The following is a 24,865-nucleotide window of genomic DNA, read 5'->3' as shown; positions in this document are numbered from 1 at the left end:
AACCTTCCTCATGATCCGCAAAACCTCACCACAAACCGGCAACCGTCATCATAAGCCGCATCCAACTCAATGGTCCCACCACTTTGCTCGATGATTTTCTTGGCAATCGAGAGCCCCAGTCCGGTTCCCCCGGTTTCACCATTCCGGGATTCGTCCATCCGCACAAACGGCTCGAATATCTTTTCATGGTAGACGGCAGGGATCCCTATTCCCCTGTCTTCTATGATCATCACGGCCTCATTCTGTTCCTGCTTGAGTGAAATGGACAGATATCCATCACTGTACGCCATCCCATTCTGAAGAATATTCGTAATCGCCCTCTCAAGCTTGGAAGGATCGAACTTCACCATCAGAGTATCCTCAGTTATATCCAGGTGATACTCCATCCCTTTTTCCTCGAACTCTTCAACAAAGGAAGAAAGCATGGTACGAAGCCATTCGGCCATATCCTTTTCCTTAAGGGAAACCGAATCGCAGTCTATATCCAGATGGGACAGGTCGAACAGGTCATGGATGAGCCGGTTTGCTCTCTTGCTGTTGGACACGATGATGTCGGTATATTTCTTCTGATCCATTCGACTCAGATTCGTCAAACTGGTCAACGTCTCAGCGTAACCCTGTATATTCGTTAATGGAGTTTTCAAATCGTGGGAAATATCCAGGATCAGCTGTTTCCTCAAGTTCTCGGACCTTTCCTTCAATGCGATTTCTGTGCCGATCGTCTCGGCCATTTGGTTAATGTTATTCTTCAACTGGTTCAATTCCTGATTCGCCTCGAACTCGATTTTCTCTCCATAGTTTCCTGATGAAATCGAATCGATTCCCTTCAGAAGCTTCTGAATCGGCTGAATGAGCTGGACGGATGTTCTCTTCACATACCAATACAGAATGACGATCAAGCACACCATGAAAAAGATGATGGTGAAGAAGAACACATCATCCAATTGGAAATAGTCATCTGCGGGGAAATAGAGTAATAGATACTCTCCCCCCTTTTCCGGGATATATAAATCCGTATCATACGTGTCGGTTTCCTTCAGAAATTCATTCAATCCATAGTTATACCCGATCTTGTGTGGACTATTGAATTGATCAGTCACCGTATAATCGGGACTGACGATTTCAAGATAGGCATGATCCGGCAGCTCATTCTTCTGGAATGCCGCTTTCATCCCCAATTTCTTCGCATCTTCATACGTCCCTTTCAGAAAGTCCTGATCCAAATCCTCATACACGGTCTCGACATACACAAAGTTTGCCACCAGGGTGAACGTCCCTACTCCGAGTAAAATGATGAACAATAAAGCATAGTTGATAAAAAACTGCTTGGTGATGGAGATGGGCTTTTTGAGGAGGATCGGATTAGTCTTCATGATTCTCCATCCGATAGCCGAGTCCTTTCACCGTCGTGATGTACGTCGGGGATTTAGGATCCGATTCAATTTGTTCCCTGATCCGACTGATATGGACCATGATCGTATTGCTGTCCCCAATGTAGTCCGTATTCCATACAAGCTCATACAACTGGGCCTTCGTATACAACCGGTTCACATTCTTCATGAAAATCGATAGCAGCTTCGTCTCCTTCGGGGTCAGTAAGAGCCGCTCTCCATCCTTCGTCACCGTCTGATTGATCGGATCATACTCCAAGGATCCGTTGCGAATGACAGGTTCCTCATCCACCACACTATAATCTGTATACCTTCGAATCTGGGCATTCACTCTCGATACGAGCTCAACCATACTGAAGGGCTTTACGACATAGTCATCTGCCCCCAGCCCGAATCCCAACACTTTATCTGCATCATCCGCCCTCGCTGTCAGCAGCATGATCGGGACCTTACAGTTTTTCCGAATTTCCTTGATCACCTGAAACCCGTCCACTTTCGGCATCATCAAGTCCAGGATAAGAAGGCTCGGCCGCTTCTCCCTGCATTTACGGATCACTTCATCTCCATCATAACTCTGCTCCACCCGATAACCTTCATTCCGCAAATGAAGGCTGATCAGTTGGTTAATTTCCACATCATCTTCTGCTATATAAATCAACTCTGCCATACCCTTACTCCCAGTCTTGTAAAATCAAATTTTCATCCTATTTTACCATGAAATTGTCAGCGATTTTTGAGATTTATGGTTAATTTAAGGTTGCTTTAAGGTTGGGGTTAAGGAAGTCGTGTACAATGAACTAGTTAATGGCCTTGAAATATAAGGCTCATTTTTTAAAAAAGTAGCAATTGGTGGGTAATGAACATGACAAACAAACTAAATGAATTCATCATAAAAGGCCATTTTGAAGAAGCAAAAGAAATGGCGAATGACCTTTCCTATTCAGAACTCGATGAAAAACTGATGGAAACGGCCTTCAAGGATTCAAGTATAACGAATTACGCCTTCATTATGAGTTTACTAGTCGAAGAGGAAATCGTTGAGTTACATGAGACGGCGTTTCGATTGATGGTGGTTCCACTAAATTACCTGGACGGTGCTTATTACGCTGCCCTTTATCATGCAAGGCGATGTGTGGAATTAACAGACCGACAAGATATCAAGTACTTATCCAACCTATTATTCTTGCATCAAATCCCCCATAAAGTCGTCAGTGAAGAGGAAGCCTCTGATACGGCGAGAAGGATGCTGGCATTAAACCCTGATCATGTACTTGCTAAAGAGTTTTTGAATAAGTGAAAGAGGGACGGACCTCTCCAAAGAGGAGGTCCGTCCCTAAGAAAGGGATGAATTCCGTGAAACCACTACATGAAGTATTCCATAACTGGCAGGAGAAACTTGATCAGGATGAATGGTATTTCGGCCATTTCTTTGAGGAGATCACTACTAGCATGACTTCAGAGGAAGCTTTTCAGTACATACCTGTCGTCATCCAGGAATTAGTGAAATTGCGAAATGGGTTTTTAATAAAGGAAATGGTCGATTTTCTTCATGCCGTCTATGAAGTGGCCAATACAACGGAAATACATCCCGTCTTAATTCAGGAAAAAGAAAACATAGAAGGAGTCATTCGAACGTTTGGGGATGAGTACTCTCAGCAGGCGTTTCGTGAGTTTAAGAAATCGCTCCGATGGAATTGAAAGAGGGACGGACCTCTCTAAAGAGGAGGTCCGTCCCTAAGTTCATTATTTCACCTTCTGAAGGGCTTCCTCCAGGCGGTCCCACGTTTCGGTGATGCCTTCTATCACACCCATGTCCATAACGGTCTTGAGAGACTCTGCCGAATCATATTCAGCACGGTTGATCAGCTTCGTCCTCCCACCCAAATCGATGAATTCCAATGTATTAGTCGTCGATGGCATGTCTTCATTTGTATTGCCCTCAGGATCTGAGAAGGAATCGACGTAGATGATCTTCTCCGGCTCGATGATCTCCTTGTAGACCCCTTTTCCCCAAGATTCCATACCGAAGAATTCTCCTTGATTCTGATCCGTGCACTTCATGCAGAAGTGCCACACACCTCCCGGCCGGAAATCCACGTTACAAACGGGAAGCTCCCAGCCCCTTGGTCCCCACCACTGTTTGAGATGTTCAGAGTCTTTAAACATAGTAAACACTAGCTCACGCGGCGCATCAAAATCCCGTTCAAGCACAAGTACCCGATCATTCTCCACCTTTGAAGTCAACGTATTGTTGGACATTTCATTTCCTCCCGAACATTAGAGTATGTTGATTCGAATCACATCATAGAACAGTATTTCGTTTCACGGCAAAAAAACGGAGGACACTGTCAGCAACATTTACCCTAAGATGTAAAATACCCGAGGATCACCCCATTGCAATAGGGAATACATAACATCCGTCAAATCAACGCGGACATGATAGCCGGAAAAGAATGAATGGGATCAACCTCCAGTAAGAAACCAGTATCCGCTTGTACTATTCTTCAAAGATTCCTTATTTCCTTCTTTTATTTTGAGGTTCTTGATAACGGGGGCTGACCCCATTTCGCTAAAGTTTTACAAGAGAGGAGAGATCTCCTCCCTTGTTTCAAAAAATATGGGTAGAGCGGAACCGTGCCTACTCTACCCAATTGACTGGTCAAACTTTTATATTATATCAATTCATGTATATCCGAAAAAACACTACAAGTACAATTAGATATAGGAGAGCATGTATCATTCTAAATTTAATTTTTTTAGAATAAAAAATATAGATATATATAATTGTTAAAACTATAAAACTTAATAGATACATATTTTCCAACATACGCTCACCGCCAATTTTTACAATTTATTTAGCTTGAGAAACTATTGATCATTGCATATGTCATGCCAAAGACCTTTTTATCTTCATTATTTCCTCATAACAAAACCAAAGATAATACTCGTAAGGATATAATAGATTCCTATAATCGATAACGCATCTGTCATCACAGTCCATAGCTCATTTCCTTTTATTACAAATACCCATAACAAGAAGCTAGTGATGAATATGAGCGGGAATACGAGAAAGTATCCGACGAAGTACAGTTTCTCTTTTTGTTTCATCATCATCATCCTTTCAAATAATTACCGTGATCGGGAGCAGGCACTATTCAGTTATCATTAAAGATGATAATAAAAAGAAGAGCAAAAATAACCTGCTCTTCACATCTAGGTTAATTCATCTCTTTTTTACTATCAAAAATCCCCATGCAAAATAAATAATACCTATTAACATTGTAAAGAAAATGAAAACATTAAAAATACTTGGTGTATAGGATAAATATTGCACAAAATCTTTCTCACCCCATGTACCACCATCGGCACCTGCGATGGCTGCTGTAATGTATTTGGTACTATAAAGGATCGTTGTCATTAGTAAAAAAATCGATAATATACTTTCTTCCTAGAATAGAGCTTCTGTATTACCAAATAATAACTTACCATACAGGATTCGAGAATTCCGTAAAAATCCCGAACATTAATTTTTTTTAAGGTTCGACACCGAATAAAAAGTGAGATGCACAGGGACGGTTCTCATGTTTCCTGTTAAGTCAAGACAAAACAACAAAAAACGGTGCCTGACACCCAACATGCTAAAGCTTTACCACGCTGGTCATCAGACACCAATCAGTACGCTAATGTATAACTATCACCATTTAGAGGTCCGTCCCTCTAATTTCCCTCTAATTCCCTAATCGCGCTGATCGCCCCTATTTTTGTACAAACAGTGGCCCCCACGCGATTGCTGGTTGAAATGACGTTCTTTAGTTCTTTGAAATCCTTCAGGGGGGCTTTCGGGTCTTGATAGTGATTGAGTTGATGCAGTGTCGCCCCAACGAATGCATCGCCTGCACCCGTTGAATCAATGGAATTAACGGGAATGCTTGGGACGATACACGATTCTTCTCCATTTGAAACCAATGTTCCATCCTTCCCAAGGGTGACGGCTATCGTATGGGCTCCCAGTCTATGAAAACGTTCGACTCCATCTGATAGATGCGCGAATCCAGAAATGATCTTACATTCCTCTTCGCTTACTTTGACGAAGTCTGCTTGACTGATGCACTGCTCTGCCACCTCAATGAAGTCTCTCTCTCTCCCTTTCCATAAATCGCTTCGGAAGTTCGGGTCAAAGGAGACGAATTTCCCTGCTTCTTTGACCGTTTGGATGAAGGATACGTACGCGGATTTAAAGGGATCATCCAGTAGGGCGGTAGCCGATCCGAAGTGAATGATTGAAGATTCCCTCCAGCTGCTTTGATGCAGGTCTTCCTTGTTCAGATGGGCATCCGCCCCTCGATTAAACACGAAATCTCTTTCCCCATCTTCTTTCAATGATACAAATGCCAGAGTTGTAGGATGATGTTCATCAAGAAGGATGGAAGAATCATTGATGGTAAGATCTTTCATGGTCTGTTTCAGGAAATGGCCGAACGGGTCATTTCCTACTTTGCTCAGGAATCTGGCTCGCCCCCCAAGTGTGGTAATGGTGGCACACACATTGGCAGGAGCGCCTCCTGCTTGCTTGGAAAAACGTTGTCCTTGAGCCAGGTCTGTATTGATATCGGTACAAAAGAAATCGATGAGCAGTTCACCGATGCATAAAATCGAAGGGTCATTCATGCTCTCATCCTTCCTTTCCCCAGATAGAGGAAAGCTCGGTAACCGAGAGCTCTTCAACCTTGGCACCCCTTCCAATGGCAGTGAGGGAAAGGGTGTGATTCGTTCCCTGTGGGAAGATCAGGTTGGTTAAAGCTCCCCGTCCCCCCTGTGCGAATACTTCTAAGGAAGACGAGTCCAGGAATAACTGAAGGCTGAGCGTATCGTCCATTAATGACACAGGACATTCGGAAATTCCCGGAAATGAATCCGAAAACTCGTGTTCTCCTGACTGAGTCCTGTCGATCGATAACATGTGGGTGATTCGATTGTACCGAATACTCGTTTTCTCATCAGATGAATGATGGATAGTCAGACTGAACCCCTCTGCCTCTTTCAACGTTACAGCCAGATTCACTTCCACTAATTCATGATTCACATCCATTAAGTATGCCTCTTCCGTTAACTCTATCGCTTTAGTGACCTTTGATTCTTTTCTGATTCTATTCAACTCGGATACAGGTTTCTGTAAAAGCTGAACACCATCTGCAGTAGAAATCAATGTCAATTCTCGAGGTAGCGTCATGGCTCCTCTCCACGTTTCAGTCGGAACCTGGTTTGCATATCTCCAGTTGTTCATCCATCCAAGATAGATTCGTCTTCCATCCTTTTCAGGGATATCGGACCAGCTCACTCCGGCATAATTGTCCCTTCCGTGATCAAGCCAGAGGATGGTGTCTGCATTATGATGGTTGATAAACGTCTTGCCGTCAAAGTCCCCAACAAAGTACTGGGTCCTTGAACCTTCCTCGAAATCGGGATTGTCACCGATGCTTACCAGCATCACCCATTTCACATGGTCGGGATTTCCGTCGACCATGAGTGGAAACAGATCCGGGCATTCCCATACTCCGGAATGGGAGCCTTCGTCCTGACCGAATTCACTGGCAAACTCCCAGTCGATCAAGTTAGGGGACGTATATATGGTAATCGTTTGACCTGTCGCAAGCACCATGACCCAACGTTCAGATTCCGCATGCCAAAATACTTTGGGATCCCGGTAATCGGTAATGCTTTCATCTGCCAGGACAGGATTTCCCTCGTATTTCTCCCACGTCCTGCCATGATCTTGGCTATAGGCAAGGCTTTGTCTTTGCCTTGGACGATTGGAGTCGGGATAGGTGTCCGCACTTGTATAAATGGCGACCAGCCCGCCTTTCCCCTTGTCAAAGAAACCCGATGTATTCTTCCAATCCACCACGGCGCTTCCAGAGAAAATAGCACCGTGTTCGTCAGGATAAAGAGCGATCGGCAGCTCCTCCCAATGGATCAAATCACGGCTAACCGCATGCCCCCAGTGCATCGGTCCCCACGTGGTCCCTTGTGGATGATATTGAAAGAAGAGATGATATTCCCCTTCGAAATAGATCATCCCATTCGGGTCATTCAGCCACTTTTCCTTCGGGGAAAAATGAAATTGCGGACGATAGGTTTCTGAATAAAGGCTCATTTTTTCTTGAAAATGATTTGTCATAAGAATTCTCCTTTGCATTCTTAAAGGCTGCACGATTGCCTGAGCAAGGTACAGCCTGAATGTAATTATGATTGGTTACGGTCATATCCATCCTGCTTTATTTTCAGCCACTCCTGTAACCCGAGGCGATCGAGTTCTTTCAAGTAATCCGCCCATTCTTCATCGGCTTTCCCATTGGTGATCCATTCCGCCTTTTTACGCTTCACATAAGCAAGCAAATCGGTCTCGATCTTCGAAAGCTTATCTAACTCCTCAAGAGAGAAGAATACTTTTGGATAGATGTTTTCCGCCTTCATATCCGGTACCATGACATCCTTCATGAGCCCCAGTCTCCAGGCAGCATCATCCGGTTTCGTCGTCACGGTTCCGTAGTATTCGTCCAAGATTGCCAGTGGACCGCCGACGGATGTCTTTTCCCTTAGCTCAACAGGAGCCGTTCCTTCTAATGGAAGGTGCTTTAATGAATTGCTGGCACTATCCATTTCGAAGATGTTTTGCTGTTTGTCATCCCCATATGTTCCCCAGTTATTTTGAACCGATTGAAGCGGGTTATAGAATTGATCGATCCACTTCGCCGTCAGTTCAAGGTTCTCGTTCGCACTCGTGATGACCATTTTGTTCCGGTCAAATCCCATACCGTTCGTTCTCGTCACATTCTTCGTTCCATCAGGGCCTTCAAGGGCCGGCATGAGGTCGTATTGATCGTTCATACCCGTAATATTGGCTTTATCCCATGTGAAGTACATGCCGTAACGTCCTTCTTTCCCTTTCGACAGGTAGGTGTTCCAATCCTGTTCAAAAGCTTCTACGTCAATCAAATCTTCTTTATATAAGTCATTCAAATAATTGATGGCATCCTTATACCCTTCGTCGGCTGCGGTCAGCTTCACTTCACCGTCATTTGTGACGACCGTGTGATCCCAGTTCTCACCGAGTCCGAATGAACCGAACAAGAAGGACACATCTTCCCCTCCATGGTTGATGATGAAGGACATCGGGATTTCATCTGCCTCACCGTTCCCGTTCGGATCCTGCGTCTTGAATGCTTTCAGGACTTCTTTAAGTTCATCGGTTGTTTTCGGCATCTTAAGCCCGAGTTTATTCAGCCATTCGACGTTGATCCATGGGAAGTCATCGACGGAGTGGATGCTTTCCTTCCCTGAACCAAGCTCTTCAATCCAAGGGAAGGAATAAATATGTCCATCCGGTGCCGTCATCATCGAGCGATATTCAGGCGCATCTTCCAACACCTTTTTCAGATTAGGCATATGTTCATCAATCAGATCCTCTACAGGAACGATCGCTCCATCCTTCGCAAGCTTCAATAGCTCATAGTCACTGTATCCCGCATTCATGATCGCGTCTGGAAGCTCGCCGCTCGCGACAGCCAGATTCCGCTTTTCATTGAAGGTTTCACCCGCTGTATAATTGGTCCAGTCGATCTTCACTCCCGTTTCTTCCTGGAGCCTTTTGAAGATCAGCTTTTCATTTGGATCATCCGGAGCAAGTGGTGAGCTGGATGTCATCATCTTAAGCGTCACCTGTTCCTCTAACGGAAACTTCACATTTTCCAGTTCATAATTCTCAGAAGAAGCACTTTCACTGTTGTTGCTGCACCCGGCTGCAAGCAGCATACCTGACATCAGAAATGCCGACATTGTCTTCGTCTTTTTCCCCATTGTTAAACCCCCATTGTTAAAAAATATAAATTATTTTAAAGATCCCACCATAACACCTTTTTCAAAGTATTTCTGGAAGAATGGATACATAATGATCAGCGGCAAGCTTGCTAATACGATGGATGAATACTTGATCATCTCTGAAATTCTTTGGAGTTCCGCAGCCGCCTGCTGATCCGCGATCATTCCCGGCTGTACCTCATTCTGGATGAGGATCGATCGCAGGACGAGCTGTAACGGGTACAAATCCCGGTCTTCAAGGTAGATCATCGCATCGAAATATGAATTCCATTGTGCGATGAACGCATAGAGTGCGATGACAAAGATGATCGGCTTTGACAACGGAAACACGATGTTCAAGAAGATTTTGAACTCCGATGCCCCGTCGATCCTTGCTGCTTCCTTCAACTCATTCGGAATCGATTTGAAGTACGTTCTTGCAAGGATAATGAACCAAACATTGATGGCATTGGGAAGGATGATCGCCCAAATCGTGTTCAGCATCCCTAGGTCCTTCACCACCATATACGTCGGAATCAACCCTCCGTTGAAGAACATCGTGATGAGAAAGAACACCATGATGAACTTTCGTCCGACAAGCCCTTCAGCCGAGAGGGAATAGCCGGCAAAGATGCAGACACTCACGGTGATGAGCGTGAATCCGACAGAATATAGAATCGAGTTAATGAATCCTTTGACGATCGTACCGTCCTCGAAGATCCGTTTATATCCCTCGAGAGTCCAATCCGAACCGCTGATGAGGAATCCTTTTTTCACCAGAACATTCGGCTCAAGAACCGACGATAGTAGAACGTATATCAAAGGGAACAGAACGATTATAACGATTCCCCCAAGCAGGATTTTGTTAATGAAAAGAATGAGTTTATCACTCCTGGTGTATTGGTACATCTCGTTTCCCCCTTTCTATAAAAGACCTTCGCCTTCGTTTAATTTCTTGACCACACGGTTTACGAAAACCAATAAGATGACATTGATGACGGCATTGAACAATCCCACTGCCGTGGCGAATGAATAGTCACCTGCCTGCAGCCCTCGCTTGTATACATAGGTAGAAATGATTTCCGAGGTTGGAAGGTTCATAGACGTCTGTAACAGATAGGCTTTCTCAAATCCAATCGCCATGATGCCTCCTGCAGCCAGGATGAACAGGACCGCCATGACAGGCTTCAGCGTCGGAAGATCGATATGCCGGATGCGTTGCAGCAGGGACGCCCCATCTACGGTTGCTGCATCGTGAAGCTGGGGATCCACATTGGCGAGTGCCGCCACATAAATGATCGATGCCCACCCCGCGCCCTGCCAAACTCCTGACCAGATATAGATGCTTCTGAAGGCATCGGGATCAGACATGAATGAAATCGGCTTATCCGTAAAAACCGACAGCATCGCATTAATCGGTCCCGTAGGTGATAGGAAGAGAAAGATCATCCCGGAGATGACGACGACTGAGATAAAGTGTGGTGCATAAAGGATGAGTTGAATATTCTTCTTCACCCCTGCTTTTCTAAGCTGATTCAGCATCAGTGCAAGTATGATAGGGATCGGAAACCCGATCAGAAGCTCGAAGGAACTTAATTTCAGAGTATTGACCAGGATATCCATGAAATTCGGAGACGATAAAAAGTCCGTAAAGTGCTTGAACCCCACCCATTCACTTCCATTGATCCCCCTGATGGGACTGAAATCCTTAAATGCAATGGATGCCCCATACATGGGAACATACTTGAAAATGATCGTAAGAATGATGGCAGGTGCAAGAAACAAATAGAGAATATAGTTTTTCTTCATATAATGGAGCTTGGTTTTGAGTTTCGAATTTTTCTTTGTTTCCGTTATGACTGGTGTATCTGCCTTGGCAAGTTCTTGCAATCTTTTGACCCCCTTTATATAAATCACTTTGTTCAGAAACAATGACCCTGCCCATTTAGGTGAGGATGTCTGTTGAGTTCACTTTACTAGAATCCCAGAATGAAAACGTTTACTATTTTCGGATGAAACAGTTTAAATTTTTTGGAAGTTTACTGCACATAAAAAAACCTCTGGCAGCTGCCAAAGGTTTTATTCCAAATCATTCAGTTCTTCATTAATCGTTCTTACCGCTTCATCTGCCGACGTTTTGACATCTTTTCCCCCGATACCCACGTCTTCAAATAACGTTTTGACTGCCTCGCTCACGACAGGATAGGCTGGGGTGATCGGTCGATTCCTTGAGTACTTCTGTGCCTGTTCCACGAAAATATTCTTCGGATACTCATTGAACTCGGGAAAGGCTTCTGCAACAGAATAACGCGCCGGAACATCCCCGGTGATCTCCACATATTTCTTTGCTCCTTCAAAGCTGGTGACATACTGGATAAACTCCCATGCCTCATCGGGATAGTCCGTTTCAGACGAAATCCCGAGGGACCAGCCTCCGTTTGGAACCGCCTGTTCGCTCCCTTTCGGCAGGGCGGTAATCCCGAAATCCTCACCCAGCCGGAAATCAGGGTTCATCATACTGAGACTCTCCACCATCCAGGAACCGAGGACCGTCATTCCGAGCTTATCGGTCTCCAATGCTTCCTCGGGGAGTTCGACCTTGGCTACCCGGTGTTTCTGATAGAGATCCTGATAAAACTGCAGGGCTCTCAGGGAAGCAGGAGAGTTTAAGTATCCACTCGCTGTCTTATTGTCCTGATCCAATACATCTCCGCCAAATTGCCAAAGGATAGGCATCTTGAAGTAGGATGGCGACTCACCGTCCGGAAATCCCTGGGCAGGGTCTATTCCCGTGATGTCAGGTGCTAAAGCAGAGATTTTCTTAGCAGCCTCGAGAACCTCATCCCAAGTCAGCGGGTCATGTGGATTTTTGGAAGGGAGGGGAACCCCTGCTTTTTCAAACAAATGGATGTTATAAAAGAGAGCCACACTTGATTCTGCAATCGGTGATAAATAGATTTCATCCTCGTATGTGATCCCCTTCAACGTAGGGGTTGCGAGATCCTCAATATGACCATCTTGTCTCATATAATCATCCAATGACAGAAGACCATCCGCACTTGCATAAAGGGCAAGAGTCGGCGTATCGATCGTCAAAATATCAGGTGGGTCACCCGCTGCCATTTCGGTTCTTAGCTTCAACTCATAATCCCCATATGGTATAGGAATCATCTTCACTTCGATCGTAGGATGCTCTTTATTAAAGTCAGCCACCAGCTCTTCATACGCCTGATTCTCAAGGTCCGTCCCTTTGTTTCTCCAGAATGTCAGTTGGATCTGGGCTTGTTCATCCAGCATTTCTCTGTCCTTATCTCTGCTAGTTTCCTGGAATGAGGTAAAAGCGAAGATGCTGTAGATCCCTGCTGTCAACATGAGTAGCGCCGCCAGTACATAGATGGCAGTTAACTTATACTTCATCGTGCCTCCCCCTTATCCACTGTCATGGATTTCCTGTAATCAAGTGGCTTTAACCCAAATCGCTTCTTGAATACAGTGCTGAAATACCCGGAATTGGAATAGCCGACAAGATGGGCAATCTCGATGATCTTTAACTGTTCATCCATCAACAGGGTACGGGCTTTGTCCATTCGGAGGTTGACGAGATAATCACTGAAATTCTGTCCTACCAGTTCTTTGAACATCTCCGATAAATAGGCCGAGTTGATATGGAATTGATCAGCAAGGGAGGAGAGTGAAATTTCATTGGTGTAATGCTTGTCCATATACCGCCTCACATTTTCCACGATGGCAATTCCATTAGAGGATTGGCGGGATTCACTCACCTTATCTGCAATCATTCTTGCCAGGTCCAGCAGCTCTCCTTTAACCCGGTACCGGGAAGTCAGTTCCCATATACCCAATTGACAATTCCACATCTTCTTCTCTAAATCATCGGTATACAGATCATATTTCCTTGCCATGGATCCAAGCATAAAGAGCACCCGGCTAGCTGCAAAGGAATAAGACATCACCGATTGCCGGTCGCATTCAGCAAGGGTAGTCAGTAGATGTTTCTTGAATGTCTCATAATCTCCCTGCTCCATACTGTTTGACAACTTCCATTCCACATCGTCAGCGAATTCCACCGTCTGTTTACTCGTTGTCCCGTCAATGAATTGGGACGTGGCATCAGCGGAACTTTGACTCCAGGAGAGAAGGGAGGATATGTATCCGTTCTTTAATTGAGATAAACCCATGACTACTTTCCCCACCCCAATGACCGTTTCAACATTCAGGTAGCTGCTGACATTCCGTTGCAGTTCCTGAACAAAAGTATGGATTGAATTCCCTCCCGAGTTTTGTAGACATAAGAAATGAATCATATTCTGATAGCTCGTGTCGTAGAAGGACATGATTCCTTCATGCTCATAGGATAATTCCCGGCACAACATCTTGAAGGGCAGAAACAAATCCCTCACCTGTTCGGGGTCACTACTTCGAATCTCTACGGTGATGAACTGGACGGCCGTGTCCTCACCTACCAGCACATCAAGCTTCAGCTGACTCAGTCTCTCCCCGGAAATATTCATCCCGGCCCATTCATCCTTCACCAAATGAAGCAGGTACTGCTCCCTCATTTCCTCGGCGTGGAATTGATTCATTCTGACCGTTTCCATCCTTCTCTGCTTCTCCGTTTCAATCTCGCCCTTACTTTTCCTGAGGGCAGCCGTCAATTCCTCGGGATCGACGGGTTTAAGAAGATAATCCTTCACTCCTTCGACCAAAGAGGAACGTACATACTCGAAATCTGCGTATCCCGACAGGACGATCACCTTGATTTCCGGGTGCTTAGCCGATAACGCTTTCACAAGCTGCATCCCATCCAAGACCGGCATCCTGACATCTGTCAGGACAACATCAGGCATCACCTCTTCAATGACCTGTAACGCTTCCTTGCCATTGGAGGCTTCGCCGGCAATAACAAAGCCTTCTTCTTCCCAGTCCACTTTCCACTTCAACCCTCTTCGGATTTGAATTTCATCATCGACCAGAATCACCTTCAGCATGAAGATCCCCCTCTCCACTTTTTATGCGTAAGACAATGGTTGTACCTTGATACTCTTTTGATGAAATATGATAGGTGAAATTTTCTCCGTAATACAGATTTAAACGCCCCAGGACATTTTTTAGTCCGATGCTTCGCCCTTTGCTTTCGAGTACTTGGCTGGATTCATGACGCCCCATGTCACGCTCCAACTCTTCCACAATAGACTGAGGGATCCCGATTCCATTATCCTCAATCACAATCTCCACCCAGTCATCCACTTTCCTCGTCGAAATTCGAAGAACGGCCTCCGTCTTCTCTATGAAGCTATATTTCACAGAATTCTCCACAAGTGGCTGAATGACAAACTTAATGATTGGAAGCGTAGAAGCTTCAGGATCTTCCTCAATGGAAATAGAGAGAGCCTCTTCATATCGCAGCTTCAGAATTTCCATAAACCTCCGTATATAGGTCATTTCTTCCCCGAGGGTCACCATGTCCGATTCTGTATTGAGGGAATATCCCATGATCCTCCCTAAATGGATTGTGACATCGATCACCTCTTTGTTCTTCCCTTGAGCTGCGAGACCGCCGATGGTTTCCAGTGTATTATTGAAGAAATGGGGATTGATTTGCAGGAGCAGCGCCTTGTATTCCGCATCCCGTCTGCGGATATTGGCTTCATATTCCGTTTCAATCAGGGTGTCGAGGCGGTTGGTCGTCTGGCCGAACACATCCACCACATAGCCGATCTCATCATTTGCTGTCTTAATGGAAGGAATCAATTGCTTCGCTTTCTTAAATTCTCCCTTTTCAACAAGCTTCATGGCACCGGTCAACTTCCCCAAAGGCTTTACAATAGTAGAAGAAAAGAGATAAGACGCCATGATCGTCAATAAGAATATCCATCCACTCGTCAAAAGGAGATTCCTCTGAAGCTCATTAATCTGAGAGAACAGTTCGGACTTGGTAATTTCACTTACAAGCACCCATTCCCCTACCTTTGCCTTCTGATAGAAAATCATATACTCTTCTTTCTCGAAAGGGACCTCTATCAATCCTGAGCTTTCAGGCTCCGTCTTAATGGTCTTTAAGCTTTCCTTTACTACATTCTCCGGTGTATCGATGCTGCCCGTCAGAACATTTCTTCCGAGGCTGTCCAGGAGATAGACTCTCCCGTTCTCACCCAGCTTTATCTTGCTTAAGGCATTCTCAAGAAGGGAAGATGGAAAGTTCACCTTGATCACCCCGGATAAATCCAGTGTATTGATATCAAAGAGAGGCAGAAGGTAACTGTTCACCTGATCCGCTATTAGATCATTATGAGACCGAAGCCAGCGCTGGTCGTCTTTATAGAAATCATCGAACCAAATGGTTTTCTCCAGAGGAGGAAGATTACCGGCGGTCCCAGTCCCATCATTGAGGTAAACCGATACGGACATCGACTTGGAATTGTTGATCATCATCGAAGATAATTCCGCCTTTAACTGGTTCTTCATCAAAAGACGTTCAGCATCTGTTGCCTCCCTTTCATCCTCCTCTGACTTGATCCATTCCTGAGTCGTAGGGTTCACCAGTACCTGCTTTCCTAAATCCTCTGCCTGTGACGTGATCGAATCAATATACAGCGAATACTGCTCCATCATTTCAATCGTCGAACTCGTCGTACGTTCCTCCATGATGGACGTAAACCAGTTGGGAATCAGAATCGACAGCACGAGAAAAGGAAAGGTCAGTAGCAAGGTGAAAATCATAAATAATCGGTTGCGAAGTGAGAAAAACATAGTGCCTCCATGGTTGATGCAGAATAGGATTCTATTGTTTGAAAAGTGAAACTACTATTCTACTAAATTTACCATAGAATGGGTGGGGTAAAAAGACAGAAAGATATGGAGAGGCGGGAATATGAGAAAGCATCCCAGGAAGAATGAAAAACGTTGCCTGTCCCCGATAAAGCTTTACCCTGCTGTGGGGAGCCAGGCAACAATATACAAGGTGTCATTTTTAATTAAGCTACCTATTCCCCGACCCAGAACCAATCCACCCCTTCATCCTCGCAATCATCACGGCATCCAGACGATTTTTCGCCTCGACTTTTTGGATGATTTCAGAGATATAATTTCGTATGGTGGGAGGAGAAAGATATAAGAGTTTACTCATTTCGCCTACGGAATATCCTTCCTCGAGATGGCGTAGGATGTCTTGTTCCCTTTTCGTAAGCGGATTCATTTCTTCGAACATAGAATGGGAGAGTTGGGGACTGAATACTTTTTGACCAGTTTGGATGGTTCGTAAATTCACAGCCAATTGGGAAACGGGGGAATCTTTCAGGAGGTAGCCGTACACCCCTGCCTGGATTGCTCGTTGCAAGTAACCACTTCGTGCAAAGGTGGTCACAATCACAATGCGACAAGGGTGCCCTTCTTCTTTCAATGTTTCCGCTGCTTCAAGACCGCTCACGATGGGCATTTCAATATCTACGATGGCAATGTCGGGTGACTTCTCTCTTATGAGTTGCAAGGCTTCTTCCCCATTTTCAGCTTCAGCCACCAGTTCTATATCAGGTTCTAAGGATAATAGCTTTCCGATAGCGCCTCTCACCATACCTTGATCTTCTGCAATTATGATTCTCATGGTTACACCTCTATTCACTAAATGGTTTTTCGATTTTCGGCACAGTGATGGTTATGTTCATCCCCCGGCCGGCATTGGATCTCCAATGCAACGTGCCTTCAATCATACGGAGGCGCTCTTTCATACCCATCAAACCGCTTCCCTCATGGGTTCTATTCACACCCTCCACGCCTACTCCATCATCTTCAATCTCCAGGATGAACGAACCACTATTTTCATAAATGGTCATCCAGCAGTTTGCAGCTTGACTGTGCTTCACAATATTGGTCACACATTCCCGAAGGCACAAACCGAGTATCTTACCATTCACGAGGGGTATTTTCTCCAAATCCAGCGAATTCAGATGTACCTCTATACCTGCTGATTGAAGGAATTGCGATGCCTGAACCACTTCTTCTGTTAGTTTGACAGACTGCATATCACTGACCAATTTCCGGACTTGTATCAACGTATTTCTGGAAATGTGTTGAAGCTCGCGTACCTCCTGGATCGCTTCATCAGGATTTCGCCGTACAAGCTGTTCCACCAGTTCACCTTTCAACGTTAAAAGGGACAATGTATGACCGAGCGTATCGTGAAGATCCCTGGCAATCCGTTCTCTTTCCTCTATTTTGATCAGTCGGGCAATTTCTTCATTTGCCCCCAGAAGCTCTGTTTTCATTTGATTCGATATCTGTTGGTTACGGAGGAAATACGGTAAACCGATGAGAAGGATGAGGATTGGGATCCAGGACAAATCCTGTGTTCCAAATTCAAATTCAACATGAACCCATACGGAAGCGATATAAAAGGCGACCATCGATCCAGTATAGACCGTGATCCGTGTAAACGAAGGAAGGAACCCAGTCACAATAGCAGGGTATAGACCGAACCAGATATTCCACGGGTTAAACAAGAGTATTAATAGCATCACACACATATGCTGCATTACTATGCCTAGTTCACGATATTTTACGTGTGAGGTGCTTCTCCAAAAGGCAAGGGCAAGCAATAGAAAAAGAACATACCCATACCACTTATCTCCAAAAGGCAGGAGCAGCATATAGAAAGAAGGAATGATGAGCAGCCTTGACCAAGGAAACTTTGCGATTGTCGGCATCCGTAATCACCCTCCCTCTACAAATCTCAAGATTTTGTTCTTCTGACCGTCCTGTCCATCCAGCCCGGAAGCCATGCTATGGAAAGAGTAGCCACAAATCCATGTAACGTATTGGCTACACCTGCTATGCCAGGCTCTGCAGGAAAAGCCCAATCAAATAGGGAAAGGGCCAGTGCCACCCCAATCGTGATGAAGGCATATATCCATCGAGGACTCATCGTTTGTTCCTTTAATTTCGTATAAATCAAAGCCCCGATCAAATTCACGACAATCGTCATAAAGAGGATCGATCCGGGTGTTATCTTTTCAAATGTAACGTCTAACACAAAGCATAGCAAGTAATACACAACGATCGCTGCCACGCCGGAAATCGCCCCCACCATAAACCCAACCTTTAAACCATTCTTCATACATGCACCTACTCTCATAAACTAAAATCTGCTTAAATCGTGGCATGCGGGAATAGGTGGAAATAGTGATGAATATCATTTGTTTGGAAGCGTGGGCGGAAGCGCGGGGACGGTTCTCCTGCTTCCGTCTATGTCCCCTCGTGCTGCCAGTCCACATAATTTCAGGGTAGTATCATTGATTCATTTCAACTATAATGGTAGGAAGGAGGTGAGATAAATGGACAAGCAAATCGTGAACATGTTATCCGATATTCAACAGAATATGAAGGAATTCGACCGTAACCTGAAGGAATTCGGAAGTGATTTAAAAGAGATAAAGGAAACGGTCAATAGAATTGAAACATCACAAACAGAAGATGTCATTGCTTTGTTAAAAGTAGGCAACCAACGTTCTGAAACGGACTTTGATTATCTGAACACAAGATTAACAGATATTGACAAACGGGTTTTCACCCTTGAGAATCGAGCTGAAGGTTAATCGTCATTTCTCGATAAAAAATAGAATGACGATTGCCTTTTACCTACTCTTCTATTCCCTCCCAACATGATCCACATTTCATATCTTCGCTTTTTCTTTTTTAGACTTTCCATTAAACTACAAAACGGTACCTGACCTTCTAGTTGGCCAGGTACCGTTTCTTATTTCACAACTCTTCACCCATCCGCTCAACCCACTGCTGAAGAAGGGCATAATACCGGTTCAAATGTTTTTTCCTCATTATACGTATGGAGGGTCAAATTCCGATCATTTACATAGATACCCATCCCCAAACCCCTCACCTTGGCAGATGAAAAAACGAACTCATCTCACTATAATTCCCCGCAAGCCTTCCAAGTGGTTGAAGTCGATCTAAATTGATTTTGTAGTTTCCTAAATAGTAATCTTCATCTATATGATAGCGCAACATTCTACCAATAACTAAGTGATCACTTCCAAGTTCAAGGATTTGTTCGAGCTTGCATTCCATTTGGATCGGCGCTTCTTTTACTCGTTTTGGTTGGACGATGACGCTGTCAATGGGTGTAACGCCTGCTGCTGCAAACTCGTTGACGCTGCTCGGAAGGTTTTCTGCGCTTTTTTGCATTTCGTTTCCAAGAAATGCAGGTACGACATTGATGACGAACTCTTTTTGTCCTCGGATATTGACTAACGTATCTTTTTCAGTTCCTTCTCTCTCACCAACACCAGGTCCGATGGAAATCGAGAGCATTGGCGGGTTTCTGGACGCCACTGAAAAAAAGCTGAATGGTGCGAGATTTAATTCACTCGATTCTGATATGGTAGATACCCATGCAATAGGCCTCGGGACGACCGAGCCACTTAGTAATTTATAGACTTGTTTTTCCTCTAACTCCGAAGGATTGAATTCCACTATTCTCTTCTCCTTTCATATGCAACTATTACTACTAATATGCCGCTCTTGTTTTGATTTCTAACAATAATAAGAGTAATAGCATAAACACAAGAATCATTACGCCTACAATCATGATCCATCCAGCTGTAAAACTTCCGAAGAAATCGACTATAAAACCAAAGAGCGGTGGTAATGTGATCACGCCTAATGAGCCAAGAGTGATACTAAACCCACTGGAGAGTCCGGAGAATGTAGTGTCCACAACCTCACTGGCCACATTCATCCAGATCGCATTGAAACCGGATATCGCAAACCCAAACACCATCGTGATCGGTATCATCACCCCAAATGTAGTAGATGGCGGCAAGAATGCCAGGATCATGCTTGTTACCCCGGCTATTCCCGAAATTATCATCAGGATGATGACACGTTTCCCTTTAAATAACCGGTCACTGATGATTCCCCAAACGATTCTGCCTATCGATCCGCATATTTCTGAAATGACTAGAAGTACACCTGACAAAAAGAGGGAAATGTCTAAGTATTCATAGCAATAGATGACAATATAGGTAACCAAGCATAGCTGGGAGCCACTCAATCCCATCGCACTTATGCTGACGAGCATCAATGGTTTATTTCTCACCATATGCTTCATGGATCCATAAAAAGAAGCTAGGTTCTTCTTATCTTGATTGGTTTCCTTAATCGAATCATGATAAAAAGTATAGGAGACGACTCCGCCCATGATCAATAAAAGACATGCAGCCGCGACCACTTGCCTCCACCCGTACATGGCCGCCAAAGGGAGGAGGACCAGTCCTGCGAGAGCTGAGCCTGTGGTGATGCCAGTTTGCTTAATCCCCATGGCAAATCCACGTTGAGTCCGTTGGAACCAGTGGATGATCCCCCTGTTCGTGACAGGATGCATCGCCCCGTACCCCAGTCCACCGATGACGACAAGGAAGAGGACAAACCCAAATTGATGGGAAAATGTCATGAGGATGAAGCTGCTGCCTACGCATAACGAAATAAGTAGTAGTAAGGTTTTCGATCCGGTTTGATCGACGACAAATCCGACTGGAATGGAAGCAATTGCCTGTCCCAAAAAGAGGGCGGCAGGCAGCATGCCAATTTGAGATTTACTTAACTCTAAATCTTCTCCTATCAAGACACCCAACGGCCCCACACTTCTCCCAATGAAAGCCACCAATAATTGGGCAAGGAGTAGACAGGCAAGCATCTTCCAAGGTTCCTGTAAGACGGTCCTATTCATTTGTTGCTGAGATGTATTCATAGGTCATTTAGGCTTTCACATTTAATGACAGGGGCTCATCCTCAACAACCATACGTTTTTTAGAAACGGGAACGAGAAGAGATCCCGCCACACAAATCAGGAAGTTCAAAGATAGTCCAATGACGCCCCCATGGATACCATACACTGTTTTATGTCCAGTGAATGTTAAAAGTCCAGCAAGAATGGCTCCGATCAACATCCCCCAGAATACAGATCGTTTCTCCAAACGTTTCCAGTAAAGTCCGAGGACAAACGCTGGAAATACTTGAACCAATAATTCAAATTTCAAGACAAAGATTTCATATAACGTCCCTGGCGGATTCCAAGCGATCCATAGCAGAAGGAATACAGCGATGATGCCTCCGACTTTACCAACCATCACTTTTTTATGCTCTGTTGCACCCGGATTGATGAACTTTCCATACACATCATTTGAAAGCATGGAAGAGAAGCTTAGTAATACGGAATCGGCAGTAGAAACAATGGCTGCGACAATCCCGCCGAAGAAAATGATCATCACCCAATAGAAGAACGGATTAATCGCCGCAATGTCGTTAGCCATAAGTCCCACGATCTGTTCGGAACCTCCTGTATCAAGCCCTGGATAAAGCATGATTCCAATGATACCGATGACGAATACTAACCCGGTCGTGATAGGAGGCATCCAGGCCATACGTGAAAAGGACTTCTTCAACGTCTTCTCACTCTGAGCAGAATAAATCCTCTGAACCGCATGGGGATAAATACTGGCACCTAACCCGACAAGTATCAGCATACTGAACCAGTTTATAGACACATCCATAGGAGGAACCGCGGTTTTGACAGGTTCCATCTCATTGATGTAGCGAGTCACATCTCCAAAGTTCCCTCCAACTAGATATAATCCCCCAATCAGGAACACAATGATCCCCACCATCAGGATCAACCCTTGCATGACATCCGTGAAAGCAACTGCTTTCATGCCTCCCATCCACTCATACGCAAGCATGACGAATATAAATACAAGTACCGCAATCTGATAAGGAACCGTTCCCCCTGTCATTCCTGATACAGCCTGCCCGATGGCTACCAGTTGCTCCAATAAATAGTTACCCAATCCCCAAAGCATTAGAAATATGCTGAGAAGAGTTACTGCCTTCGAATTAAAGCGGTGCTGAATCCAATCTGTCGGTGTGACGAAGTTCTTTCGTTTAGCGATGACATATAGCCTAGGTGCGAATAAGAGGTAAATACCGATGATGATGGTCATGAATGAAATGGACTGAAGCCAGGAAAATCCTGTTCGGTAGGCAGACGGAGCATAGCCTACAATCGTATTCCCGCTATACTGAGTGGCATATAGGGTGAAGAATAAAGCAATAAACCCTAAATTTCTCCCAGCTAAGTAATACCCGGACAAACTTTGATGTAAGTCTTTATCTCCTCTTCCAGAGAAATACCCAATGGCCAGCATGATAATGGCAAATGCCGACAGGATGACAATACCATCCACCCCTGCAAAAGTTAGATTCATATTCTACTCTCCCCTTTTTATCTGCTCTTCTTCATCCTCAACAATGTTCCATTGACTTACACACAACCAGCTCAGGTAACCGCATAGTGCGATTGAAAAAACAGTAGAAATAAATGCCCATAACGGAAATCCAAGAATAAAGGGTTCAACTGCACTAGATGGAAAATACCAAGGGACAATCGCAAGAACAAGCAATATTAAACCGATCCAGATCCATACCTTCCGGATCGGTTCCTTGATTTGGTTCTGTTTCATGATTTTCCTCCTATCACTTTTTCAACTTTGCCATACTAAGATTTCAGTCGATAATGGATGATGTGATTTCTTTCAAAGGAGTCAATGATGTCTCGATGTGCCAAAGTAGAATCGATCTCATCCAGTCCCTTTCGAAGTAATTCCTTGCGATATGATTCAACAGGGAAATGAGCATCAAAGCCGATGTCATCTGAAATGGTTTGATTAACCAAGTCAACGGTCATCTTGTAACCGGGGCTTTTCTCCGCGTTTCGAAAGAGATCATCGACCTCCCTTTCATTCAATACAATCGGCAATAACCCATTTTTAAACGCATTATTATAGAAGATGTCTGCAAAGGAAGGAGCAATGATCACTTGTATGCCAAAATCGGCAAGGGCCCAAGGAGCATGTTCCCTTGAAGATCCACAGCCAAAATTCTTACGTGTTAATAAAATTGGGGCATCCCGATACATCTCCTGATTCAGAACAAACCCCTTAACTTCTTTACCGTTTTCAAACCGCCAATCATAAAAAAGAAATTCTCCAAATCCTGTTCGCTCTATTCGTTTGAGGAACTGCTTTGGAATGATGGCATCTGTATCCACATTGATTGCATCCAAAGGGGCAACCTTTCCTGTCAATTCAGTGAAGGCTTTCATCATGGCTTCACCTCCTCTTTAGACCGTGGTTCCCACTTTCTCACATCAGTAAAGTGTCCCATGATGGCAGCAGCGGCGGCCATTTCCGGGCTCACTAAATGAGTCCTGGCATTCCTCCCCTGCCTTCCTTCAAAATTCCGGTTAGACGTAGAGGCGCATCGTTCACCTGGCAGAACAATATCGTCGTTCATTCCAAGACACATGCTGCAGCCTGATTCACGCCATTGAAATCCGGCCTGAATAAAGATGGAATCAAGCCCCTCCATTTCAGCCTGGAGTTTCACCTGTTGAGATCCTGGAACGACCAAAGCTGTCACAGAATCAGCTACCTTATATCCCTTAACAATGCGGGCAGCTCTTCGGAGGTCTTCTATCCGACTATTCGTACACGAACCGATAAACACTTTATCAATTGGAATCCTATTCACAGGTGTCCCTGGTGTCACCCCCATATACTTCATGGCCCTCTCTGAAGATTTCCGCTGCTCTTCAGGCAGCTGGTCCAGCGTAGGAATGAGACTATTGATTCCGATAACCTGACCGGGAGTGGTCCCCCATGTCACCTGGGGGACGACCTCAGAAGCGTTCACTTCGATTGATAAATCAAAAACAGCATCGGGATCTGTATAAAGATCCTTCCATTCTGTAAGAGCTTCCTCCCACTCACCATCCATTGGGGTATATTTCTTTCCTTTTAGATAATCAAATGTTGTTTGATCCGGTTGGATGAGTCCTGCTCTCCCTCCCATTTCAATGGACATATTGCAAACCGTCATTCGTTCTTCCATCGATAGACTCCGGATCGCCTCTCCGCGGTATTCAATCACATACCCAGTGGCGAAATCGTGACCGAATTTCCCTATAATGGTGAGAATAAGGTCTTTGGCCGTCGCTCCATCCGGCAGGGAACCGCTTACATTTATTTCGAGAGTTTTTGATTTATACTGCTTTAACGTCTGAGTAGCCAGTACATGTTCGACCTCACTTGTTCCAATCCCAAATGCCAACGCCCCAAAGGCTCCGTGAGTGGACGTATGACTATCACCACATACAATCGTTTGACCAGGCTGGGTCAACCCAAGCTCCGGAGCGATGATATGAACAATCCCTTGGAATTTGCTTTGTAAATCGAAAAGCTCAATCCCAAATTGCTTGCAATTATTAGCTAAAGCATCTACCTGTTTTTTCGCCATTTCGTCTTGAAAAGGGGCGGAGCGATTCTTCGTCGGTATCGCATGGTCCATCGTTGCAAGTGTTAAATCCGGTCTCCGTACAGACCGGTTCTTCAGCCTCAATCCTTCGAAGGCTTGGGGAGAAGTCACTTCATTCACTAAATGGAAGTCGATGTACAAAAGGTAAGGCAACCCCCGCTCTTCCCGAACGACATGCTTTTCCCAAATCTTTTCATATAACGTTTTTGCCACCCTTCTCC

The 24,865-nt window shown here is 44.7% G+C and carries 24 protein-coding genes; 3 read left to right on the top strand and 21 right to left on the bottom strand.

Going from position 1 to position 24,865, the window contains the following annotated elements; translation table 11 throughout:
• Window positions 1-8: 8 nt before the first annotated feature.
• Entirely contained in the window at window positions 9-1,373 is a 1,365-nt protein-coding gene (locus ACQKFO_RS09570; protein ID WP_427598301.1) for a HAMP domain-containing sensor histidine kinase, read from the bottom strand.
• On the bottom strand, window positions 1,363-2,058 hold the full coding sequence (locus tag ACQKFO_RS09565; RefSeq protein WP_427598299.1) for a response regulator transcription factor: 696 nt from the start codon (window positions 2,056-2,058) through the stop codon (window positions 1,363-1,365). The genes ACQKFO_RS09570 and ACQKFO_RS09565 overlap by 11 nt, the downstream gene beginning before the upstream one ends.
• A gap of 195 nt (window positions 2,059-2,253) precedes the next feature.
• On the opposite strand from ACQKFO_RS09565, the gene ACQKFO_RS09560 reads away from it, so the two are divergent.
• Both ACQKFO_RS09560 and ACQKFO_RS09555 read left to right on the top strand, forming a co-directional pair.
• On the top strand, window positions 2,254-2,688 hold the full coding sequence (locus ACQKFO_RS09560; protein ID WP_427598297.1) for a hypothetical protein: 435 nt from the start codon (window positions 2,254-2,256) through the stop codon (window positions 2,686-2,688).
• 56 nt (window positions 2,689-2,744) lie between these two features.
• Window positions 2,745-3,089 carry an ABC transporter gene (locus tag ACQKFO_RS09555; RefSeq protein WP_427598295.1) on the top strand — a complete coding sequence of 115 codons (345 nt, stop codon included), beginning with the start codon at window positions 2,745-2,747 and terminating at the stop codon, window positions 3,087-3,089.
• A 45-nt stretch (window positions 3,090-3,134) separates the two neighbouring features.
• Here the strand turns inward: ACQKFO_RS09555 and ACQKFO_RS09550 are convergent, their stop codons facing one another.
• The 13 genes from ACQKFO_RS09550 to ACQKFO_RS09490 form a co-directional block, all read right to left on the bottom strand.
• Window positions 3,135-3,650 (bottom strand): SRPBCC domain-containing protein, encoded by a 516-nt coding sequence (locus tag ACQKFO_RS09550; protein ID WP_427598293.1) that lies wholly within the window; start codon window positions 3,648-3,650, stop codon window positions 3,135-3,137.
• A 654-nt stretch (window positions 3,651-4,304) separates the two neighbouring features.
• Window positions 4,305-4,499: a hypothetical protein gene (locus ACQKFO_RS09545; RefSeq protein WP_427598291.1), complete on the bottom strand. Its 195-nt coding sequence runs from the start codon at window positions 4,497-4,499 to the stop codon at window positions 4,305-4,307.
• A 609-nt stretch (window positions 4,500-5,108) separates the two neighbouring features.
• Complete coding sequence (locus ACQKFO_RS09540; RefSeq protein ID WP_427598289.1) at window positions 5,109-6,059, bottom strand: carbohydrate kinase family protein; 951 nt, start codon at window positions 6,057-6,059, stop codon at window positions 5,109-5,111.
• 4 nt (window positions 6,060-6,063) lie between these two features.
• A complete protein-coding gene (locus ACQKFO_RS09535; protein ID WP_427598287.1) occupies window positions 6,064-7,569 on the bottom strand; it encodes a glycoside hydrolase family 32 protein in 1,506 nt (501 codons plus the stop codon).
• 65 nt (window positions 7,570-7,634) lie between these two features.
• Window positions 7,635-9,248 (bottom strand): ABC transporter substrate-binding protein, encoded by a 1,614-nt coding sequence (locus ACQKFO_RS09530; RefSeq protein WP_427598285.1) that lies wholly within the window; start codon window positions 9,246-9,248, stop codon window positions 7,635-7,637.
• Window positions 9,249-9,278: 30 nt separating this feature from the next.
• Window positions 9,279-10,157, bottom strand: a complete 879-nt coding sequence (locus ACQKFO_RS09525) for a carbohydrate ABC transporter permease (protein WP_148967672.1) — start codon at window positions 10,155-10,157, stop codon at window positions 9,279-9,281.
• A gap of 15 nt (window positions 10,158-10,172) precedes the next feature.
• Window positions 10,173-11,138 carry an ABC transporter permease gene (locus tag ACQKFO_RS09520; RefSeq protein WP_397540980.1) on the bottom strand — a complete coding sequence of 322 codons (966 nt, stop codon included), beginning with the start codon at window positions 11,136-11,138 and terminating at the stop codon, window positions 10,173-10,175.
• Between the two features lie 189 nt (window positions 11,139-11,327).
• Window positions 11,328-12,665 (bottom strand): ABC transporter substrate-binding protein, encoded by a 1,338-nt coding sequence (locus ACQKFO_RS09515; RefSeq protein WP_427598282.1) that lies wholly within the window; start codon window positions 12,663-12,665, stop codon window positions 11,328-11,330.
• Window positions 12,662-14,254, bottom strand: coding sequence for a response regulator transcription factor (locus tag ACQKFO_RS09510; RefSeq protein ID WP_427598280.1), 1,593 nt, complete (start codon window positions 14,252-14,254; stop codon window positions 12,662-12,664). Before ACQKFO_RS09510 ends, ACQKFO_RS09515 begins: the two co-directional genes overlap by 4 nt.
• Window positions 14,229-16,016 carry a sensor histidine kinase gene (locus ACQKFO_RS09505; protein WP_427598278.1) on the bottom strand — a complete coding sequence of 596 codons (1,788 nt, stop codon included), beginning with the start codon at window positions 16,014-16,016 and terminating at the stop codon, window positions 14,229-14,231. Before ACQKFO_RS09505 ends, ACQKFO_RS09510 begins: the two co-directional genes overlap by 26 nt.
• Window positions 16,017-16,245: 229 nt before the next feature.
• Entirely contained in the window at window positions 16,246-16,866 is a 621-nt protein-coding gene (locus ACQKFO_RS09500; RefSeq protein WP_427598276.1) for a response regulator transcription factor, read from the bottom strand.
• 10 nt (window positions 16,867-16,876) lie between these two features.
• Complete coding sequence (locus ACQKFO_RS09495; protein ID WP_427598274.1) at window positions 16,877-17,965, bottom strand: sensor histidine kinase; 1,089 nt, start codon at window positions 17,963-17,965, stop codon at window positions 16,877-16,879.
• 26 nt (window positions 17,966-17,991) lie between these two features.
• On the bottom strand, window positions 17,992-18,375 hold the full coding sequence (locus ACQKFO_RS09490) for a hypothetical protein (protein ID WP_427598272.1): 384 nt from the start codon (window positions 18,373-18,375) through the stop codon (window positions 17,992-17,994).
• Between the two features lie 217 nt (window positions 18,376-18,592).
• Between ACQKFO_RS09490 and ACQKFO_RS09485 the strand changes: the two genes are divergently transcribed.
• A complete protein-coding gene (locus ACQKFO_RS09485) occupies window positions 18,593-18,853 on the top strand; it encodes a hypothetical protein (RefSeq protein ID WP_427598270.1) in 261 nt (86 codons plus the stop codon).
• A 298-nt stretch (window positions 18,854-19,151) separates the two neighbouring features.
• Here ACQKFO_RS09485 and ACQKFO_RS09480 read toward each other — a convergent pair whose 3' ends face one another.
• The 6 genes from ACQKFO_RS09480 to leuC all read right to left on the bottom strand — a co-directional run bounded on the left by ACQKFO_RS09480 (window position 19,152) and on the right by leuC (window position 24,857).
• Window positions 19,152-19,748 carry a flavin reductase family protein gene (locus ACQKFO_RS09480; protein WP_427598268.1) on the bottom strand — a complete coding sequence of 199 codons (597 nt, stop codon included), beginning with the start codon at window positions 19,746-19,748 and terminating at the stop codon, window positions 19,152-19,154.
• A 34-nt stretch (window positions 19,749-19,782) separates the two neighbouring features.
• Window positions 19,783-20,970, bottom strand: a complete 1,188-nt coding sequence (locus ACQKFO_RS09475; protein ID WP_427598266.1) for an MFS transporter — start codon at window positions 20,968-20,970, stop codon at window positions 19,783-19,785.
• Between the two features lie 61 nt (window positions 20,971-21,031).
• Window positions 21,032-22,537 carry a sodium:solute symporter family protein gene (locus tag ACQKFO_RS09470; RefSeq protein WP_427598264.1) on the bottom strand — a complete coding sequence of 502 codons (1,506 nt, stop codon included), beginning with the start codon at window positions 22,535-22,537 and terminating at the stop codon, window positions 21,032-21,034.
• A 3-nt stretch (window positions 22,538-22,540) separates the two neighbouring features.
• Window positions 22,541-22,792: a hypothetical protein gene (locus tag ACQKFO_RS09465; protein WP_427598262.1), complete on the bottom strand. Its 252-nt coding sequence runs from the start codon at window positions 22,790-22,792 to the stop codon at window positions 22,541-22,543.
• 35 nt (window positions 22,793-22,827) lie between these two features.
• On the bottom strand, window positions 22,828-23,433 hold the full coding sequence (gene leuD / locus ACQKFO_RS09460; protein ID WP_427598887.1) for a 3-isopropylmalate dehydratase small subunit: 606 nt from the start codon (window positions 23,431-23,433) through the stop codon (window positions 22,828-22,830).
• Window positions 23,433-24,857: a 3-isopropylmalate dehydratase large subunit gene (gene leuC / locus ACQKFO_RS09455; protein WP_427598260.1), complete on the bottom strand. Its 1,425-nt coding sequence runs from the start codon at window positions 24,855-24,857 to the stop codon at window positions 23,433-23,435. Before leuC ends, leuD begins: the two co-directional genes overlap by 1 nt.
• Window positions 24,858-24,865 lie beyond the last annotated feature (8 nt).

Origin of the sequence: Rossellomorea sp. NPDC071047 (assembly GCF_050270195.1) — a bacterium.
Lineage (GTDB): Bacteria > Bacillota > Bacilli > Bacillales > Bacillaceae_B > Rossellomorea.
The sequence above is the reverse complement of the archived record's forward strand: the minus strand, read 5'-3'. Positions and strand labels throughout refer to the sequence as shown.